General features: G+C 60.3%; 19 protein-coding genes and 1 tRNA gene. 5 read left to right on the top strand and 15 right to left on the bottom strand.

What is annotated here, in order from left to right; genetic code table 11:
- Window positions 1–14: 14 nt before the first annotated feature.
- From hscB to trmJ, 7 genes are all read right to left on the bottom strand, one after another.
- Complete coding sequence (hscB, locus tag F8N66_RS07315) at window positions 15–536, bottom strand: co-chaperone HscB (RefSeq protein WP_150770150.1); 522 nt, start codon at window positions 534–536, stop codon at window positions 15–17.
- Window positions 537–544: 8 nt separating this feature from the next.
- Window positions 545–868: an iron-sulfur cluster assembly protein IscA gene (gene iscA, locus F8N66_RS07310; RefSeq protein WP_003227904.1), complete on the bottom strand. Its 324-nt coding sequence runs from the start codon at window positions 866–868 to the stop codon at window positions 545–547.
- 34 nt (window positions 869–902) lie between these two features.
- Entirely contained in the window at window positions 903–1289 is a 387-nt protein-coding gene (iscU, locus tag F8N66_RS07305) for a Fe-S cluster assembly scaffold IscU (RefSeq protein WP_007974006.1), read from the bottom strand.
- Between the two features lie 83 nt (window positions 1290–1372).
- Window positions 1373–2587, bottom strand: coding sequence for an IscS subfamily cysteine desulfurase (locus F8N66_RS07300; RefSeq protein WP_150769547.1), 1215 nt, complete (start codon window positions 2585–2587; stop codon window positions 1373–1375).
- A 50-nt stretch (window positions 2588–2637) separates the two neighbouring features.
- The gene (iscR, locus tag F8N66_RS07295) at window positions 2638–3129 is read right to left on the bottom strand and encodes a Fe-S cluster assembly transcriptional regulator IscR (protein WP_007903581.1); all 492 of its coding nucleotides are present in this window, start codon (window positions 3127–3129) and stop codon (window positions 2638–2640) included.
- Window positions 3130–3325: 196 nt separating this feature from the next.
- Window positions 3326–4102, bottom strand: coding sequence for a serine O-acetyltransferase (gene cysE / locus F8N66_RS07290; RefSeq protein ID WP_150769546.1), 777 nt, complete (start codon window positions 4100–4102; stop codon window positions 3326–3328).
- A gap of 2 nt (window positions 4103–4104) precedes the next feature.
- Window positions 4105–4875, bottom strand: a complete 771-nt coding sequence (gene trmJ, locus F8N66_RS07285) for a tRNA (cytosine(32)/uridine(32)-2'-O)-methyltransferase TrmJ (RefSeq protein ID WP_150769545.1) — start codon at window positions 4873–4875, stop codon at window positions 4105–4107.
- Window positions 4876–5021: 146 nt separating this feature from the next.
- On the opposite strand from trmJ, the gene suhB reads away from it, so the two are divergent.
- Window positions 5022–5840 carry an inositol-phosphate phosphatase gene (suhB, locus tag F8N66_RS07280; RefSeq protein ID WP_016984379.1) on the top strand — a complete coding sequence of 273 codons (819 nt, stop codon included), beginning with the start codon at window positions 5022–5024 and terminating at the stop codon, window positions 5838–5840.
- Window positions 5841–6087: 247 nt separating this feature from the next.
- Here the strand turns inward: suhB and F8N66_RS07270 are convergent, their stop codons facing one another.
- The 6 genes from F8N66_RS07270 to queA all read right to left on the bottom strand — a co-directional run bounded on the left by F8N66_RS07270 (window position 6088) and on the right by queA (window position 12191).
- Complete coding sequence (locus F8N66_RS07270) at window positions 6088–6639, bottom strand: glycine zipper 2TM domain-containing protein (RefSeq protein ID WP_150769544.1); 552 nt, start codon at window positions 6637–6639, stop codon at window positions 6088–6090.
- A 119-nt stretch (window positions 6640–6758) separates the two neighbouring features.
- A complete protein-coding gene (gene secF / locus F8N66_RS07265; RefSeq protein WP_150769543.1) occupies window positions 6759–7673 on the bottom strand; it encodes a protein translocase subunit SecF in 915 nt (304 codons plus the stop codon).
- Between the two features lie 9 nt (window positions 7674–7682).
- On the bottom strand, window positions 7683–9551 hold the full coding sequence (gene secD / locus F8N66_RS07260; protein ID WP_150769542.1) for a protein translocase subunit SecD: 1869 nt from the start codon (window positions 9549–9551) through the stop codon (window positions 7683–7685).
- 63 nt (window positions 9552–9614) lie between these two features.
- Window positions 9615–9953 (bottom strand): preprotein translocase subunit YajC, encoded by a 339-nt coding sequence (gene yajC / locus F8N66_RS07255; protein WP_007916913.1) that lies wholly within the window; start codon window positions 9951–9953, stop codon window positions 9615–9617.
- A gap of 43 nt (window positions 9954–9996) precedes the next feature.
- Window positions 9997–11112: a tRNA guanosine(34) transglycosylase Tgt gene (gene tgt, locus F8N66_RS07250; protein WP_191622954.1), complete on the bottom strand. Its 1116-nt coding sequence runs from the start codon at window positions 11110–11112 to the stop codon at window positions 9997–9999.
- A gap of 14 nt (window positions 11113–11126) precedes the next feature.
- Entirely contained in the window at window positions 11127–12191 is a 1065-nt protein-coding gene (gene queA, locus F8N66_RS07245; protein ID WP_150769540.1) for a tRNA preQ1(34) S-adenosylmethionine ribosyltransferase-isomerase QueA, read from the bottom strand.
- Between the two features lie 107 nt (window positions 12192–12298).
- On the opposite strand from queA, the gene F8N66_RS07240 reads away from it, so the two are divergent.
- Both F8N66_RS07240 and F8N66_RS07235 read left to right on the top strand, forming a co-directional pair.
- Window positions 12299–12383 (top strand) — tRNA-Leu (locus F8N66_RS07240).
- Between the two features lie 162 nt (window positions 12384–12545).
- Complete coding sequence (locus F8N66_RS07235) at window positions 12546–12875, top strand: hypothetical protein (RefSeq protein WP_150769539.1); 330 nt, start codon at window positions 12546–12548, stop codon at window positions 12873–12875.
- A 156-nt stretch (window positions 12876–13031) separates the two neighbouring features.
- Here the strand turns inward: F8N66_RS07235 and F8N66_RS07230 are convergent, their stop codons facing one another.
- Together F8N66_RS07230 and cysQ are read right to left on the bottom strand one after the other, a co-directional pair.
- Complete coding sequence (locus tag F8N66_RS07230) at window positions 13032–13400, bottom strand: PH domain-containing protein (protein WP_093226569.1); 369 nt, start codon at window positions 13398–13400, stop codon at window positions 13032–13034.
- A 161-nt stretch (window positions 13401–13561) separates the two neighbouring features.
- The gene (gene cysQ / locus F8N66_RS07225) at window positions 13562–14332 is read right to left on the bottom strand and encodes a 3'(2'),5'-bisphosphate nucleotidase CysQ (protein WP_150769538.1); all 771 of its coding nucleotides are present in this window, start codon (window positions 14330–14332) and stop codon (window positions 13562–13564) included.
- Between the two features lie 437 nt (window positions 14333–14769).
- Between cysQ and cysD the strand changes: the two genes are divergently transcribed.
- The gene (gene cysD / locus F8N66_RS31985) at window positions 14770–16371 is read left to right on the top strand and encodes a sulfate adenylyltransferase subunit CysD (protein ID WP_318195339.1); all 1602 of its coding nucleotides are present in this window, start codon (window positions 14770–14772) and stop codon (window positions 16369–16371) included.
- On the top strand, window positions 16371–18284 hold the full coding sequence (gene cysN, locus F8N66_RS07215) for a sulfate adenylyltransferase subunit CysN (RefSeq protein ID WP_150769536.1): 1914 nt from the start codon (window positions 16371–16373) through the stop codon (window positions 18282–18284). The genes cysD and cysN overlap by 1 nt, the downstream gene beginning before the upstream one ends.
- The last annotated feature ends 10 nt before the right edge of the window (window positions 18285–18294 follow it).

The raw sequence follows: 18294 nt of genomic DNA, 5'->3' as shown, positions 1-18294 counted from the left end.
GGAGCGGCACTGGGTTAATCGTCGAGGCGCTCTTCTAACTGGCGCACTTCGTAAGTGAGCTTGTCGAGGAACTGCATGCGCCGCATCAGGCGTTCGGCCCGTTCACGTTGCGCGGTATCGTTCCAGCAAGCTGCGAAGCTTTGGTTCAGTTCATCCTGGGCAGATTTCAGGCGGCGCTTGAACGCGGCAACACCCGACAAATCGGCGCTGTCCTGCAGGTCTTCGAGCTCTTCGCGCAATTCCATCTGTTGCAGAAGAAATTCCGGGTCATGCACCGTGACCTCCAGCGGCAGCTCACCACCACTCAAGGCGAGCAGGTAACGCGCGCGCTTGGGGGGATTCTTGAGCGTCTGGTAGGCCTCGTTGAGGCTCGCGGATTGCTCTAGCGCCAGCCGTTGCTCGCGCTCGGAAGCGTCCGCAAAACGGTCCGGATGAACACTGCGCGCCAACTCACGGTAGCGCGTAGCCAGCTGATCGAGGTCCAGATTGAAGCTCGGTTGCAGCTCAAATAAAGCGAAATGACAAGGAGTACCCACAAGAAGCCTCAGATATTGAAGCTTTCGCCGCAGCCACACTCACCGCGCACGTTAGGGTTGTTGAACTTGAAGCCTTCGTTCAACCCTTCCTTGACGAAATCGAGCTCGGTGCCGTCCAGGTAGGCCAGGCTTTTCGGGTCGATGATCACTTTCTCGCCGTGACTTTCGAACACCTGGTCCTCTGCAACCACCTCGTCGACAAACTCCAGCACGTAGGCAAGGCCGGAGCAGCCTGTGGTGCGAACACCCAGACGAATCCCCTCACCTTTGCCGCGCCCGTCGAGGGAGCGTCGCACGTGTCGAGCAGCCGCTTCTGTCATGCTGATAGCCATCGGTGACTCCTTACTCGTCGCCAAATCCTGAAAGTCAGATCAAGCCTTTCTTCTGCTTGTAGTCGCGAACGGCCGCCTTGATGGCGTCTTCAGCGAGCACGGAGCAGTGAATTTTCACTGGCGGCAGGGCCAGTTCTTCAGCCAGCTGAGTGTTCTTGATGGTTTCTGCCTCATCCAGCGTCTTGCCCTTCATCCACTCGGTGGCCAGGGAGCTGGAAGCGATGGCGGAACCGCAGCCATAGGTCTTGAACTTGGCATCTTCGATGATGCCGGCGTCGTTGACCTTGATCTGCAGGCGCATGACGTCGCCGCAAGCCGGCGCGCCGACCATGCCGGTGCCGACATCAGGATCTTCCGCGTCCATCTTGCCGACGTTGCGCGGGTTTTCGTAGTGGTCGATGACCTTTTCGCTGTAAGCCATGATGCTTAATCCTCACTCATCAGAGAGTCGCTCTTGGAACCCCGGGACCTGAGTCCCCGAGGCTGGTTCGCGGCGACTTGAAATCAGTGTGCCGCCCACTCGATTTTCGAAATGTCGACACCGTCTTTGTACATGTCCCACAGCGGCGACAGAGCGCGCAGCTTGGTAACGGCCTCGCAGACCTTCTGCGCGGCATAGTCGATTTCTTCTTCGGTGGTGAAGCGACCGAAGGTGAAACGGATCGAGCTGTGAGCCAGTTCGTCGTTGCGGCCCAGGGCGCGCAGCACGTACGAAGGCTCAAGCGAGGCCGAGGTGCAGGCCGAACCGGACGAAACCGCCAGATCCTTGAGCGCCATGATCAGCGACTCGCCTTCAACGTAGTTGAAGCTCAGGTTCAGGTTGTGCGGTACGCGGGCGGTCATGCTGCCGTTGATGTACAGCTCTTCCAGATGCTCGACCTGCTTGTAGAAACGGTCGCTCAGGGCCTTGATGCGCACGTTCTCGGCAGCCATGTCTTCCTTGGCTACACGGAAGGCTTCACCGATACCGACGATCTGGTGGGTCGCCAGGGTACCGGAACGCATGCCGCGCTCGTGACCGCCGCCGTGCATGGTCGCCTCGATGCGAACTCGCGGTTTGCGGCTCACGTACAGGGCGCCGATGCCTTTAGGGCCGTAGGTCTTGTGGGCGGAGAACGACATCAGGTCGACTTTCAGTTTCTGCAGGTCGATTTCGACCTTGCCAGTGGACTGAGCGGCGTCGACGTGGAACAGGATGCCCTTGGAACGGGTCAGCTCGCCGATGGCGGCGATGTCGTTGATGGTGCCGATTTCGTTGTTCACGTGCATGATCGAAACCAGGATGGTGTCGTCGCGCAGTGCGGCTTCGACCATCTCCGGGGTCACCAGGCCATCTTCACGAGGCTCGATGTAGGTGACTTCGAAACCTTCACGTTCCAGTTGGCGCATGGTGTCGAGGACAGCCTTGTGCTCAATCTTGGTGGTGATCAGGTGCTTGCCTTTGGTGGCGTAGAAATGTGCCGCACCCTTGATTGCCAGGTTGTCCGATTCGGTGGCACCGGAGGTCCAGACGATTTCACGCGGGTCGGCATTGACCAGGTCGGCCACCTGACGACGGGCGTTTTCGACGGATTCTTCAGCTTTCCAGCCGAACACGTGGGAACGGGACGCCGGGTTACCGAAGTTTCCGTCGACCAGCAGGCATTCACTCATTTTTTGCGCGACACGCGGATCAACCGGGGTCGTCGCAGAGTAATCAAGGTAAATCGGCAATTTCATGGACTATCTCCTAAATCAGGCTGGCTGGCACGCCGTTAGCTCTATGGCTGTCATTCGACGGCGGACGCTTCAATCTTGTCCAGGCGTGGCGCCTTGCTGTTGCAACGGCGTTGGTCCTGGCGCTGGGCTACTTCTTGCACCTCACGGCGAGTCACAAGGTCAGCCAAGCTGATACCGCTCAGAAATTCGTGAATCTGCAAGCTCAGATCGCACCACAAGTGATGGGTCAGGCAGGTATCGCCTTGGTGGCAGTCGCCCTGGCCCTGGCACTTGGTGGCATCGACCGATTCGTTCACCGCATCGATCACCTGGGCGACCTGGATACCCTGCATGTCGCGTGACAGCTGGTAACCGCCACCTGGACCACGCACGCTCGACACCAGGTTGCTGCGGCGCAGCTTGGCGAAAAGCTGTTCGAGGTAGGACAGGGAGATGCCTTGGCGCTCGGAGATATCGGCCAGGGACACGGGCCCGTGCTGCGCGTGCAACGCCAGGTCTAGCATGGCGGTCACGGCGTATCGGCCTTTTGTAGTCAGTCGCATGGACAATTACCACGGAGTTCGGAATGGGGCGAGTATGCAATTCCCGAGTATTTAAGTCAACTATAAGACCTAGTACTTTAGTCAGGTTTACCCGCAAAACAGCGGGCGCATGATATCAGGGTCTGCGGCTTAATGGCACACCGCTGAGCGCTGCGCCATTGCCTGAATACGACCTGCGGCAGCTCCTACAAAAGCATCAACTGGCCTGGCTTTGATCTTTGTCTTTTACGCAAGCGAAGTCTTCCTCGCGCAGCTCAGGCAGATCTTTCGCACAGTAATTACTGCCCAGATCCTTCAACGCCCCGCACATCCCCTCCAGACGCCCATCGACTGCCTGCAGGTGATCGAGCAATTGATTGATGGCACGCGCCACCGGATCCGGCATGTCTTCAGTCACTCCGTAGGCATCGAAGCCGATCTTCTCGGCCATGGCCTTGCGCTTGGCGTCCAGCTCCTGGTCGGGCTTGACGATGATCCGCCCCGGAATACCCACCACAGTGGCGCCCGGCGGCACTTCCTTGGTCACAACGGCATTGGAGCCCACCTTGGCGCCGGCTCCAACAGTGAACGGACCGAGCACCTTCGCGCCCGCCCCGACCACCACGCCATCGCCCAAAGTAGGGTGTCGCTTGCCCTTGTTCCAGCTGGTGCCGCCCAGGGTCACACCCTGATAGATCGTGACGTCATCGCCGATTTCAGCGGTTTCGCCAATGACGATGCCCATCCCATGGTCAATGAAGAAACGTCGACCGACCTTCGCGCCCGGATGAATCTCGATCCCGGTCAACCAGCGACCAAAGTTCGAGACCAGGCGCGCCAGCCATTTCAGGTCCGCGCGCCACAACATCGAAGACAGGCGATGGATCCAGATGGCATGCATGCCGGGGTAGCAGGTCAGGACTTCAAAAGCATTACGCGCCGCCGGGTCACGATGGAAAACACTCTGGATATCTTCACGCAAACGCTCGAACATCATTAATCCTTCCGCTTCAGAAGCTCACCACGGGCCGCTTTTTGGGTTTCCGTGAGGATGCCACGCAATATATTCATTTCCGCCCGGCTGACCGAGCTGCGTCCGTACAACCGGCGCAGGCGCGCCATCAAGTGCCGTGGCTTTTCCGGATCGAGGAACTCGATGGCCACCAGGGTTTGCTCCAGGTGCTCATAGAACCGCTCCAGCTCATCCATGGTCGCCAGCTCAGCGCTTTTGACCGATGCCACCTCTTCCTTCTCGACCTTGCTCGGCTGGCCTTGGGCCGCCAGCCAGGACATGCGCACTTCATAACTCAACACCTGCACCGCCGCCCCAAGGTTCAGCGAACTGAACTCGGGGTCTGATGGGATGTGCACGTGATAATGACATCGCTGCAGCTCGTCATTGGTCAGGCCGGAATCTTCACGACCGAACACCAGGGCGATCTCGGCGCCCTGCCCGGCTTCCTCGACCACTTTCGCACCGCATTCGCGGGGATCGAGCAGCGGCCAGGGAATCCGGCGGTCGCGAGCGCTGGTGCCGAGCACCAGGTTGCAGCCGACCAGGGCATCCTCCAACGTGGCGACGACTTGCGCATTTTCAAGGATGTCACCGGCACCGGAGGCACGGGCGTCGGCCTCGTGGTGCGGAAACAGCCGTGGCTCGACCAGCACCAGCCGCGACAGGCCCATGTTTTTCATGGCGCGCGCAGTCCCGCCGATATTGCCCGGATGGCTGGTATTGACCAGGACGACACGAATGTTTTGCAGCAAGGGAGGCGCTCTCGAACATATAGATTGGGAGCAGAATCTTACAGCTCAAACTACCGTTAAGCCATGAAAGCGAACGTCGTCCTTCACCTGTAGAAACTTTCTGATAGAATGCCCGGCTTTCTTTAACAACCTTAGGTGACACATCCATGCAGCCCATGCTGAATATCGCGCTGCGCGCCGCCCGCAGCGCCAGTGAATTGATCTTCCGCTCCATCGAGCGCCTGGATACCATCAAGGTCGACGAAAAAGACGCCAAGGATTACGTATCCGAGGTGGACCGCGCCGCCGAACAGAAAATCATCGATGCCCTGCGCAAGGCTTACCCGAATCACTCGATCCGCGGTGAAGAGACCGGCCTGCACGCCGGTACCGGGATCGAAGGCGAAGAATACCTGTGGATCATCGACCCACTGGACGGCACCACCAACTTCCTGCGCGGCATTCCTCACTTCGCTGTCAGCATCGCCTGCAAATACCGCGGTCGCCTGGAACACGCTGTTGTCCTGGACCCGGTTCGCCAGGAAGAATTCACCGCCAGCCGTGGTCGCGGCGCTCAACTGAACGGTCGTCGCCTGCGCGTCAGCGGTCGCACCAGCCTGGACGGCGCCCTGCTGGGTACCGGCTTCCCGTTCCGTGACGACCAGATGGACAACCTCGACAACTACCTGGGCATGTTCCGCGCCCTGGTCGGCCAGACCGCCGGCATCCGTCGCGCCGGTTCGGCGAGCCTGGACCTGGCCTACGTGGCCGCCGGTCGCTTCGACGCCTTCTGGGAGTCGGGCCTGTCCGAGTGGGACATGGCAGCAGGCGCCCTGCTGATTCAAGAAGCCGGCGGCCTGGTGAGCGACTTCACCGGCGGTCACGACTTCCTTGAAAAAGGCCACATCGTTGCCGGCAACACCAAGTGCTTCAAGGCCGTCCTGACGGCGATCCAGCCGCACCTGCCAGCCTCGCTGAAGCGCTAAGCGTCCAGCGACAGAGAAAGCACCCTTCGGGGTGCTTTTTTTATGCCAGAAATTCGATCGCCAACACCCCACAGATCCAATGCGGGAGTGGGCTTGCTCGCGAAGGCGGGCTGACATCCAATATTGATATCGACTGACACACCGCTGTCGCGAGCAAGCCCGCCCCCACAGGGTTGGTGGTGGCGCATGGATCCCGAGCACAAAAAAAGCACCCCGCAGGGTGCTTCTTCTTAAATCTCTCAGCCGATCATTGACCCTGCTGATTCTCCGACAAGATCAACTTGCCCTCTTTATCCACCGGAATCTGGTTCCCGGGATCGCGATCCATTCGCACTTTCCCCTCTTTGCCGTCCAGCGAGTACCGCACGTCGTAACCCACGACCTTGTCACTGATGTCATTCACCGTATTACAACGGGTTTGCGTCGTAGTGTAGGTGTCACGCTCCTGCATGCCTTCCTGAACCTTGTTGCCGGCGTAACCGCCACCGACCGCGCCCGCCACCGTGGCAATCTTCTTGCCGGTGCCGCCGCCGATCTGGTTACCCAGCAAACCACCTGCCAGCGCACCGACCACGGTACCGGCAATCTGGTGTTGATCCTTCACCGGCGCCTGCCGGGTGACCGTGACATCCTTGCACACTTCACGTGGAGTCTTGATTTGCGTCTTGACCGGCTCAACGGCGAGTACTTGCGCATACTCAGGTCCGTTATTTTTAACCAGGCTGTAGGTGGCCACAGCACCCCCGGCAGTCACACCGACAGCACCCAATACCGCACCAACCAGCATCGACTTGTTCACATGAACCTCCTGACCATCACAGGCGGGACTAACCCGCGCTTCTCCCAGCCTTGGAGCATAAAAAAAGGCGCGAGTTCAACTCGCGCCTTTTTGGACTACATCACTGGAAGAAGCTTCCTTCAAGGACGGTCGTCGACTTCCTTCTCGGTATTGACCGGTGGAATCAGGTCTTCCGAGCTCAGGTTCAGCCAGATCAGCACCACGTTGGCGATGTAGATCGACGAGTAAGTACCGGCCAGAACACCCACCAGCAACGCCAGGGAGAAGCCGTACAGGTTGTCGCCACCGAAGAACAGCAGTGCCGCGATTGCCAGCAAAGTGGAAACCGACGTCGCAATGGTCCGCAGCAGGGTTTGCGTGGTCGAGATGTTGATGTTCTCGATCAGGCTGGCCTTGCGCAGCACGCGGAAGTTCTCGCGAACCCGGTCGAATACCACGATGGTGTCGTTGAGCGAGTAACCGATGATCGCCAGTACCGCCGCCAGCACCGTCAGGTCGAAGGTGATCTGGAAGAACGACAGGATACCGATGGTCACTATCACGTCATGGATCAAGGACACGATCGCACCGACGGCGAATTTCCACTGAAAGCGGAACGCCAGGTAGATCAGGATGCCGCCCAGCGCCATCAGCATGCCGAGGCCGCCCTGGTCGCGCAGCTCTTCACCCACCTGAGGGCCAACGAACTCGACGCGCTTCACGGTCGCCGGGTTGTCGCCGCCGACCTTCTGCAGCGCTTCAGCCACCTGGTGACCCAGTTGCGGGTCTTCACCCGGCATGCGCACCAGCAGATCGGTGGTCGCGCCGAAGTTCTGCACGATGGCTTCGTGGTAGCCCGACGTCACCAGCTGCTCGCGCACCTTGGTCACGTCTGCCGGACGCTCGTAGGTCAGCTCGATGAGCGTACCGCCGGTGAAGTCCAGGCCCCAGTTCATGCCCTTGTGAAAGACACTGAAAATGGCCAGTGCGGTAAGGAACAATGTGACGCCGAACGCGAAGTTGCGAACGCCCATGAAGTTGATTGTACGTAACATGGCAGCCCCTTAAATCCACAACTTCTTGAAGTCACGACCGCCGAAGATCAGGTTGACCATCGCGCGGGTGACCATGATGGCCGTGAACATCGAAGTCAAAACCCCGAGGGACATGGTGACGGCGAAGCCCTTGACCGGACCGGTACCCATGGCAAACAGGATTCCGCCCACCAGCAAGGTGGTCAGGTTGGCGTCGAGAATCGCCGTGAATGCGCGACCGAAACCTTCGTTGATCGCCCGCTGCACGCTCATGCCCGCCGCAATCTCTTCACGAATCCGCGAGAAGATCAGAACGTTGGCGTCGACCGCCATACCCATGGTCAACACGATACCGGCGATACCCGGCAGGGTCAGCGTGGCACCCAGCAGCGACATCAGGGCCAGCAGCAGCACCATGTTCACACCCAGCGCCACCGTGGCGATGATGCCGAAGAAGCGGTAGATGGCGATGATGAACAGCGACACGAACAGCATGCCCCACAGCGAGGCATCGACACCCTTGACGATGTTGTCGGCACCCAGGCTCGGGCCAATGGTGCGCTCTTCAGCGAAGTACATCGGTGCCGCCAGACCACCGGCACGCAGCAGCAGCGCCAGTTCGGACGATTCGCCCTGGCCGTTCAGACCGGTAATACGGAACTGAGCACCCAGCGGCGACTGGATGGTCGCCAGGCTGATGATCTTTTTCTCTTCCTTGAACGACTGCACCGCGACGTCTTTCTCGACGCCATCGACCACTTGCTTGGTGTAAGTGGTGACCGGACGCTGCTCGATGAAGATCACCGCCATGCTGCGACCGACGTTCGAACGGGTCGCACGGCTCATCAGCTCGCCGCCGTGACCGTCCAGGCGGATGTTCACTTCTGGCGAACCGTGCTCGCCGAAGCCGGCCTTGGCGTCAGTCACCTGGTCGCCGGTGATGATCAGGCCACGCTCGATCTGCGCCGGAGGACGGTTGCCCTCACGGAACTCGAAGGTTTCGGAAGTGGCTTTCGAAGCGCCAGGCTCGGCGGCCAGGCGGAACTCGAGGTTGGCCGTCTTGCCGAGGATACGCTTGGCTTCTGCGGTGTCCTGCACGCCCGGCAGCTCAACCACAATGCGGTTGGCGCCCTGACGCTGGACGATCGGTTCGGCAACACCCAGCTCGTTGACGCGGTTACGTACCGTGGTCAGGTTCTGCTTGATGGAGTATTCGCGGATTTCCGCCAGCTTCGCCGGGGTCATCGCCAGACGCAGTACCGGTTGGCCATTGAGGTCGGCCGGAACAATGTCGAAATCGTTGAAGTTCTTGCGGATGATCGAACGGGCCTGTTCGCGGGTCGCTTCATCGGTGAAGCCCAGCTGAATGGCACCGCCCAGTTGCGGCAGGCTGCGATAGCGCAGTTTCTCTTTACGCAACAGGCTCTTGACGTCGCCTTCGTAGACTTTCAGGCGAGCATCGAGGGCTTTGTCCATGTCCACTTCCAGCAGGAAGTGCACACCACCGGACAAGTCCAGACCCAGCTTCATCGGGTGCGCGGCCAGGCTGCGCAGCCATTGCGGGGTGGTTTGTGCCAGGTTCAGCGCGACGACGTAGTCATCACCCAGCGCCTTGCGCACGACGTCCTTGGCAGGCAACTGGTCTTCAGCCTTGACCAGGCGAATCAGACCGCCCTTGCCACCAGCGGCCAGGGTGGCAGCCTTGACGTTGATCCCGGCGTCCTTGAGAGCAGCGCTCACACGGTCCAGATCAGCCTGATTGACTTGCAGCGCAGTGCTTGCACCGCTGACCTGAATGGCCGGGTCGTCAGGATAAAGATTGGGAGCGGAATAAATCAGACCGATCGCCAGCACCGCCAGGATCAGAATGTATTTCCACAGAGGGTATTTGTTCAGCATCACGCCGCCCGCTTATGACGCGGGGCGCCTTGCGCGCCCCGTCGATTGAGTAGAAGTTGAAACTTAGATCGCTTTCAGCGTGCCTTTAGGCAGCGTGGCGGCGATGGCGCCTTTCTGGAACTTCATTTCGACGGTGTCGGAAACTTCCAGAACGACGAAATCGTCAGCCACTTTGGTGATCTTGCCGGCGATGCCGCCGGTGGTCACAACTTCGTCGCCTTTCTGCAGGCTGCTCAGCAGGTTCTTCTGCTCTTTGGCGCGCTTGGCCTGTGGACGCCAGATCATCAGGTAGAAGATGACCAGGAAGCCGACCAGGAAAATCCACTCGAAGCCGCCGCCCATTGGGCCTGCAGCTGCCGGTGCAGCAGCGTCGGCCATGGCATTAGAGATAAAAAAGCTCATTTAGCACTCCAGTTGCAAATGTTGAATCTTGGGGTCAGAAAACTCAGTCCAAAGGCGGAACGGGTAGCCCGCGTTTGGCGTAGAAGGCATCGACAAAGGCGGCCAATGTACCCTGTTGAATAGCCTCGCGCAAACCAGCCATAAGCACTTGATAATGACGCAAGTTATGGATGGTATTGAGCATGCTTCCCAGCATTTCGCCGCACTTGTCCAGGTGATGCAGATAAGCGCGGGAGAAGTTCTGGCAGGTATAGCAATCGCAGGTCGGATCCAGCGGCGAATCATCATGGCGATGGAACGCGTTACGGATCTTGATCACGCCAGTATCAATGAACAGATGCCCATTGCGGGCATTACGGGTTGGCATCACGCAATCGAACATGTCCACACCGCGGCGCACACCCTCCACCAGATCTTCCGGTTTGCCAACGCCCATAAGGTAACGAGGTTTGTCAGCCGGCATCTGGCCCGGCAGGTAATCCAGCACCTTGATCATTTCATGCTTGGGCTCGCCCACCGACAGGCCGCCGATGGCCAGGCCGTCGAAGCCGATCTTGTCGAGGCCTTCCAGGGAACGCATGCGCAGGTCCTGGTGCATGCCGCCCTGAACGATGCCAAACAGCGCCGCCGTGTTGTCGGCATGGGCGTTTTTCGAGCGCTGGGCCCAACGCAGCGACAACTCCATGGACACTCGGGCGACGTCTTCGTCGGCCGGGTACGGTGTGCATTCGTCGAAAATCATCACGATGTCGGAGCCCAGGTCGCGCTGGACCTGCATCGACTCTTCCGGGCCCATGAACACTTTCGCGCCATCGACCGGCGAAGCGAAGGTCACGCCCTCCTCCTTGATCTTGCGCATGGCGCCCAGGCTGAACACCTGGAAACCACCGGAGTCGGTCAGGATCGGGCCTTTCCACTGCATGAAATCGTGCAGGTCGCCGTGCTTCCTGATCACTTCCATGCCCGGACGCAGCCAGAGGTGGAAGGTGTTGCCCAGAATGATTTCAGCGCCAGTGGCCTCGATATCCCGCGGCAACATGCCCTTGACCGTGCCGTAGGTGCCGACCGGCATGAAGGCCGGGGTCTCGACGGTGCCACGGGGGAAGGTCAGGCGACCACGACGAGCCTTGCCATCGGTGGCAAGCAACTCAAACGACATGCGACATTCGCGACTCATACTGTTTCCTCTGGGCCTGGCTCTTTAGGACCGGCAGGCGCGGGGTTACGGGTGATGAACATCGCATCACCGTAGCTGAAAAAGCGGTATCCGTTATCGACCGCGGCTTTATAGGCGGCCATGGTTTCCGGATAACCGGCAAACGCCGAAACCAGCATCAACAGCGTGGATTCGGGCAAATGGAAGTTGGTGACCAGGGCATCGACCACGTGAAACGGCCGGCCCGGGTAGATGAAAATGTCGGTATCGCCGCTGAACGGCTTGAGCACGCCATCGCGGGCGGCGCTTTCCAGGGAACGCACGCTGGTGGTCCCTACCGCCACCACCCGACCGCCGCGCGCGCGACAGGCGGCAACGGCATCCACCACGTCCTGGCCGACTTCCAGCCATTCGCTGTGCATGTGATGGTCTTCAATCTTTTCGACCCGCACCGGCTGGAAGGTGCCCGCACCGACGTGCAAGGTCACGAACGCGGTTTCGACGCCCTTGGCGGCAATCGCTTCCAGCAGCACCTGATCGAAATGCAGCCCCGCCGTCGGCGCCGCCACCGCGCCCAAACGCTCGGCGTAGACGGTCTGGTAACGCTCGCGGTCCGCGCCTTCATCCGGGCGGTCTATATAAGGAGGCAATGGCATGTGCCCGACGCGGTCGAGCAGCGGCAACACCTCTTCGGCAAAGCCCAGCTCAAACAGCGCATCGTGACGCGCCAGCATCTCGGCCTCGCCACCGCCATCGATCAGGATCTTCGACCCCGGCTTGGGCGACTTGCTGGAACGCACATGGGCCAGCACGCGATGGCTGTCCAGCACCCGCTCCACCAAGATTTCCAGCTTGCCGCCGGAAGCCTTCTGGCCAAACAGCCGCGCCGGAATCACCCGGGTATTGTTGAACACCATCAAGTCGCCGGGGCGCAAATGCTCCAGCAAATCAGTGAATTGACGGTGTGCCAGGGCGCCGCTGACCCCATCCAGGGTCAACAGGCGACTACCGCGACGCTCGGCCAAAGGATGGCGGGCGATCAGCGAATCAGGAAGCTCGAAAGTAAAGTCAGCAACGCGCATGATGGGGTTCGTCTAGCAGGGCCGGGAAGTCTAGCGGAAATATCAAAAATTCTCCATGTACCTGATTGACCGACGGTTATCACCTCTCTATACTTCGCCGCCATTGAGCCCTGATGGCGGAATTGGTAGACGCGGCGGATTCAAAATCCGTTTTCGAAAGGAGTGGGAGTTCGAGTCTCCCTCGGGGCACCAAAATTAAGAAAGGTCTTGCTTAGCAAGGCCTTTTTTTTCGCCTATAAAAAAGCACCTGACACCCCACTGTCCCGTGTAGGAGCTGCCGAAGGCTGCGATCAGTTGACCTTGCTTCTCTCTTTTACCATTCACCCCGCCTGACCCTTTCACGAGGACTCCCCCATGGAATCGCAACTGGAAACCGTCGCCCTCTTCTCTCTCAAGCTTGCTTACGAGACTGAAGATCAAAGTCCGATTCTGCGTGACGATCTGGTCATGAGCGACTATGAGCGTGAGGTATTCGGTTTGCTGGTCCGCAAGGGCGATATCGAGGCGATCCAGGCGAAAGTGGAGGAATGCCTGAGTCTGGCGCTGGACGCCATCGGCGGTGTCGATACGGTCCTTGGCCGCGAGCTGCATAAATTGGCAGCGGATCTCAGCGCGGTGCGGACGATGGAGCAGCTTGATGGCCCGCTTTTCGCACTCAAAGGGTATCTGAAAGATATTCAATAAGTGAAAGGGCGGCGATCAAAAAAGTTAGCGCTCGGCAATAACCTGCCCTCATTTCCCCCTGGTCGGGTGTTGGCTGGGCTGGCGCCTTCGCGAGCAGGCTCGCTCTCATGTTTTTTTGCGCTAGCCCATATTTTTCGGAGTATTTGATCGTTCGGCTCAGAGCAGATGCTGGGAAATCAGCTTCGAAATTTCCACCATCGAGGTCCTGCCGGTGAATTCGAATTTCACCTTTCCCAGTGACGAGAAGTAGATCTCCAGTTCCGAATCCAGGTCGAAGGTGCCGGAGGTTTCTACCGAGTAGGCGACGATGTTTTTGTAGGGTAGCGAGGTGAAGTCTTTTTTGCTGCCGGTGATGCCCTGTACGTTGACGGCGATGATGCGTTTGTTGGTGAAGACCACGCCGTCGCGCATGGACTTGTAGGCGTCGATGACCTGTTCCCCTTCCAACAGCAATGCGCTGACGCGTTCTGCGTATTCTTCGTTTTGCTTGAGTTTGAAGAAGCCTTTGTTGTTGAAATCAATCATCTGCTGTTCCCTGTTGTCGAGGTTGGATTCCTGAACCGTGGAGCGGGATGAAGTAGACAATGTCCCTGCTCCAGACACAAGCAGGCCCGAACCGGATGCCGGACAGAGCCGGCACCAGGAGATCGGGGATTGCGATGCTTGATCGAGTGGTATCTCCCCGCTTACCCCTCCAGCCCCCGCGCATAAAAATGCGGGTTATCCAGACCCGGCTTGCCGTAACCCAGCACGTCGCCCGTGAGGGTGCAGACCTGTCCGCCGGCGGCGGCCAGGACGGCGTGGCCGGCGGCGATGTCCCATTCCATGGTGCGGCCCAGGCGCGGGTAGAGGTCGGCTTCGCCGGCGGCCACCAGGCAGATTTTCAGGGATGAGCCGGCGCTTTTCAGGGAACGTACCTTGCGTCCGTCGAGGAATGCGTCCAGGGCTTCGGCATCGCCATGGGAGCGGCTGGCAACCACGTCCAGGCCGTCTTCCGGCACCGCGCGGCAGTGGATGGGCTGGCGCTGTGCGGCCTGTTCGATAAAGGCGCCGCAACCTCGGGCGCCGGCGAACAGGCGTTCCAGCGCGGGGGCGAGGACGACGCCCAGCACCGGTTCGCCGTGGTCGATCAGGGCGATGTTGACGGTGAATTCGCCGTTGCGATTGATGAATTCCTTGGTGCCGTCGAGCGGGTCGACCAGCCAGAAGCGCTGGCTGACTTCGGGCACCTGGCCGGCAGCGGCGGCCTCCTCCGAGATCACCGGGATCTGCGGGGTGCGCGCCGCCAGGGCTTGCAGAATCAGGGCCTCGGCGCGTTCGTCAGCCTCGGTCACCGGCGAGGCATCGACCTTGCCGCGCACCTCGAAATCCGAGTGGTACACCTCCATCACCCGTTCGCCCGCCGCGCGCGCAATACCGATGACGTCTTCGAGCAGAACAGCCAGTGGCTCGTTCATGGGATTTCTCCTGTTTTTGTTCTTCGTATGGTCCATTCGGCCTATGCGCCGTTTTGCGGATCGGAGAACAGTACAGACATCCACCCCATCGCTAATCAGCAACTGGATGTTTAACAGGAGTTCCTGTGTCCCACGGCAATTCGTTACCCGTTGCGCAAATAAACAGGCTGCGCCTGCGGGCCGTGCAGTTGCGCATCGCCGGCAGCACGCTCAAGGCCATCAGCCAGGACACGGGGCTGTCATCGCCGACGATCATTGCCGCCTACAAGGCCTGGCAAACCGGCGGATGGAAGGCCGTGCCGGTGCGCGACCGGGGACGCAAGCAAGGCGAAGGCCGCAGTCTCACCGCACAACAGGAACAACTCATCTACCAGCTGCTGGTCAGCACACCGCCCGAGCGGCACGAGTTGCCCTTCGTGCTGTGGCAGCTGGAGGCCATGCAGGCGCTGGTCAAGCGCCTGCACGGTATCGACTTGCCGGAGCGCACCGCCGCCCACTACCTGCAACGCTGGCAGCTCAATGCGGAGCGCCCGGCCAAGCGTGTCGCCGGCGCTTCGCTGGCCGTGCAACGCTGGTACCGCAGCACCTACCGGCACATCCTTGAACAGGCCCGCGCGCAGAATGGCGAGATCCTCTGGATCGACGACTTCGGTGCGCGCAACGACCTGGGCAAACTCAGTCATGGCGTGCTGCGCGCGGTCAGCAATCGCGGCAAGGTGCTCTGGCTGCCATACGAAGACAGCTTGCGCGCACCCCATCTGCAAGCGTTCTTCGACCGCCTGCATCGCAGCGCCGAACGCAAGGTGTTTGCCCTGCTGTCGGGCATGCACTGGCAACGCGCCGCCACCTTCATCAGCTGGGCGCACGAGCACGCCGACCGCCTGCATCTGTTTCACCTGCCCGAAGCCAGCGCCATGCTCAGCGGCGCCCGCGAGCTGGCGACCGACATCTGCCAGCAGGCCGCGCGCATCGCCCCCGACGGGGCGCTCGACATCCCGGCGCAGGTCGCCGGCGCCCTGCCCCGCCACCCCATGCTGCTGATGCTGCGCCAGATGTTAAAACATCAAGTCGCGCATAAGTCCGAACCGCGCCAGTTGTACGTTGATAAACGACAACAACAAAAAGCGAAGGACAAATCTATGACGCTTACCCACTTGCAACGACTGGAGGCTGAAAGCATCCAGGCCATGCGCGAGGTTGTCGCCGAATCCGACAACCCGGTCATGCTCTACTCCATCGGCAAGGACAGCGCAGTGATGCTGCACCTGGCGATGAAAGCCTTCTACCCGGCCAAGCCGCCGTTCCCCCTGCTGCATGTCGACACCACCTGGAAGTTCCAGGAGATGTACCGCTTCCGCGATCAGATGGTGGCCAAACTGAACGTGGAGCTGCTGACCCACACCAACCCCGAAGGCATTGAAATGGGCATCAGCCCGTTCAAGCACGGCTCGCAAATCCACACCGACATCATGAAGACCGAAGGCCTGAAGCAGGCGCTGGACCACTACGGGTTCGACGCGGCGTTCGGCGGTGCACGCCGCGACGAGGAGAAATCCCGGGCCAAGGAGCGGATTTTTTCCTTCCGCTCCGACCAGCACCGCTGGGACCCGAAGAACCAGCGCCCGGAACTCTGGCACCTGTACAACACGCGCAAACACAAGGGTGAGTCGATCCGCGTGTTCCCTCTCTCCAACTGGACCGAGCTGGACATCTGGCAATACATCTACCTGGAAAACATTCCGATCGTGCCGCTGTACTTCGCCGCGCCGCGCCCGGTGGTCGAGCGCGACGGGATGCTGATCATGGTCGATGACGAGCGCATGCCCCTCAACCCGGGTGAAGTGCCGATGGTGCGCAACGTGCGCTTTCGCACGCTGGGTTGCTACCCCCTCACCGGTGCCGTCGAGTCCGATGCCGACACGCTGCCCAAGATCATTCAGGAAATGCTGCTGACCCGCACGTCCGAGCGTCAGGGGCGAATGATCGACCACGACTCGTCCGCATCGATGGAGAAGAAAAAACAAGAGGGGTACTTCTAATGGCACACGTATCTGACCTGATTGCCGAGGATATCGGCCAATACCTCAAGGCCCACGAGCACAAGAGCCTGCTGCGTTTCATCACCTGCGGCAGTGTGGACGATGGCAAGAGCACCCTGATCGGGCGCCTGCTCTACGATTCGAAGATGCTCTTCGAAGACCAGATGGAAGCGCTGGAAGCCGACTCGAAAAAAGACGGCACCCAGGGCGGCGAGCTGGATTTCGCGCTGCTGGTCGATGGCTTGGCCGCCGAGCGCGAACAGGGCATCACCATCGACGTGGCCTACCGGTTCTTCTCCACCGAGCTGCGCAAGTTCATCGTCGCCGACACCCCCGGCCATGAGCAGTACACCCGCAACATGGTGACCGGCGCGTCCACGGCGGACGTGGCCGTGGTGATGATCGACGCCCGGCGCGGCGTGCTGACGCAATCGCGGCGCCACAGTTACCTGGCTTCGTTGCTTGGCATTCGCAAGGTGGTGCTGGCCGTCAACAAGATGGACCTGATGGACTATTCGGAGAAAGTCTTCAACGCCATCGTCGACGACTATCGCACCTTCGCCAAGCAGATCAACCTGCAGGATTTCACCGCCATCCCGATGTCCGCGCTGCGTGGTGAAAACATCACCGAACAAAGCGAACACATGCCGTGGTATCGCGGCACCACGCTGATGGGCTACCTGGAAACGGTCGAGATCGACGAAGCCCACCAGCAGAAGCTGCCGTTCCGCATGCCGGTGCAGTGGGTCAACCGGCCCAACCTGGATTTCCGTGGTTTCACCGGCACCATCGCCAGCGGCGTGATTCACCCCGGCGACCGCGTTCGTGTGCTGCCGGCCGGACAGGAGAGCCGCATTTCCCGCATCGTGACCCTCGATGGCGACCTGCAACAGGCCGTGGCCGGACAGTCCATCACCCTGACTTTGACCGATGAAGTCGATTGCAGTCGCGGCGATGTGCTGACCACGTCCGAGGACCCGGCCAGTGTGGCCGACCAGTTCCAGGTCAACCTGATCTGGATGCACGAGCAGCCGATGCTCGCCGGTCGCCCCTACCTGATGAAGATCGGCGGCAAGACCCTGCCGGTGACGCTGGCGGTGCCCAAGTACAAGATCAACGTCAACACCATGGAGCACCTGGCGGCCCGGGAGCTTTCGTTGAACGAGATCGGCGTGTGCAACCTGTTCACCAGCCAGCCGATCGCGTTCGACGCCTACAAGAACAACCGCGAAACCGGCAGTTTCATCCTCATCGACCGCCTGACCAACGCCACCGTCGGCGCGGGCCTGATCGAGTTCTCCCTGCGCCGCTCGCAGAACATTCATATGCAGCACGTGGATGTGAACAAGCAGGCGCGCGCGGAACAGATGGGGCAGCAGCCCGTGCTGTTGTGGTTCACCGGTTTGTCCGGCGCCGGCAAGTCGGCCATTGCCAACCTGCTGGAGACCCGCCTGTATGCCCGCGGTCGCCATACCTACCTGCTCGATGGCGACAATGTGCGTCACGGCTTGAACCGCGACCTGGGCTTCACCGATGCCGACCGGGTGGAAAACATTCGCCGGGTGGCCGAGGTGTCCAAGTTGTTCGTGGACGCCGGGCTGATTGTGCTGACGGCCTTCATTTCGCCGTTCCGCTCCGAGCGCGAAATGGCGCGCGGGCTGCTGCAGGAAGGCGAGTTCATCGAGATCTTCGTCGACACGCCGCTGGCCGTGGCCGAAGAGCGCGACCCCAAGGGCCTGTACAAGAAAGTTCGTCGCGGCGAGTTGAAAAACTTCACCGGGATCGACTCGCCCTATGAGGTGCCGGGCCAGCCGGACATCCATATCCAGACCAGCAAGCTGACGCCCGAAGGCGCCGTGGACCGGATCATCGAGGTGTTGATCGAGCGCGGCGTGATCGCCAAGGAATTCTAGCCCCCAGTGC

Origin of the sequence: Pseudomonas fluorescens, assembly GCF_902498195.1 — a bacterium.
In the GTDB taxonomy this organism is placed as follows: domain Bacteria; phylum Pseudomonadota; class Gammaproteobacteria; order Pseudomonadales; family Pseudomonadaceae; genus Aquipseudomonas; species Aquipseudomonas fluorescens_BU.
The sequence above is the reverse complement of the archived record's forward strand: the minus strand, read 5'-3'. Positions and strand labels throughout refer to the sequence as shown.

Bases quoted from the DNA above. Each gene is read 5' to 3' on its own strand.
- iscA (WP_003227904.1), bottom strand. From the start codon at position 868: ATGGCTATCAGCATGACAGAAGCGGCTGCTCGACACGTGCGACGCTCC.
- iscU (WP_007974006.1), bottom strand. From the start codon at position 1,289: ATGGCTTACAGCGAAAAGGTCATCGACCACTACGAAAACCCGCGCAAC.
- F8N66_RS07300 (WP_150769547.1), bottom strand. From the start codon at position 2,587: ATGAAATTGCCGATTTACCTTGATTACTCTGCGACGACCCCGGTTGAT.
- iscR (WP_007903581.1), bottom strand. From the start codon at position 3,129: ATGCGACTGACTACAAAAGGCCGATACGCCGTGACCGCCATGCTAGAC.
- cysE (WP_150769546.1), bottom strand. From the start codon at position 4,102: ATGTTCGAGCGTTTGCGTGAAGATATCCAGAGTGTTTTCCATCGTGAC.
- suhB (WP_016984379.1), top strand. From the start codon at position 5,022: ATGCAGCCCATGCTGAATATCGCGCTGCGCGCCGCCCGCAGCGCCAGT.
- secF (WP_150769543.1), bottom strand. From the start codon at position 7,673: ATGTTACGTACAATCAACTTCATGGGCGTTCGCAACTTCGCGTTCGGC.
- secD (WP_150769542.1), bottom strand. From the start codon at position 9,551: ATGCTGAACAAATACCCTCTGTGGAAATACATTCTGATCCTGGCGGTG.
- yajC (WP_007916913.1), bottom strand. From the start codon at position 9,953: ATGAGCTTTTTTATCTCTAATGCCATGGCCGACGCTGCTGCACCGGCA.
- tgt (WP_191622954.1), bottom strand. From the start codon at position 11,112: ATGTCGTTTGAGTTGCTTGCCACCGATGGCAAGGCTCGTCGTGGTCGC.
- queA (WP_150769540.1), bottom strand. From the start codon at position 12,191: ATGCGCGTTGCTGACTTTACTTTCGAGCTTCCTGATTCGCTGATCGCC.
- F8N66_RS07235 (WP_150769539.1), top strand. From the start codon at position 12,546: ATGGAATCGCAACTGGAAACCGTCGCCCTCTTCTCTCTCAAGCTTGCT.
- F8N66_RS07230 (WP_093226569.1), bottom strand. From the start codon at position 13,400: ATGATTGATTTCAACAACAAAGGCTTCTTCAAACTCAAGCAAAACGAA.
- cysQ (WP_150769538.1), bottom strand. From the start codon at position 14,332: ATGAACGAGCCACTGGCTGTTCTGCTCGAAGACGTCATCGGTATTGCG.
- cysD (WP_318195339.1), top strand. From the start codon at position 14,770: ATGCAGGCGCTGGTCAAGCGCCTGCACGGTATCGACTTGCCGGAGCGC.
- cysN (WP_150769536.1), top strand. From the start codon at position 16,371: ATGGCACACGTATCTGACCTGATTGCCGAGGATATCGGCCAATACCTC.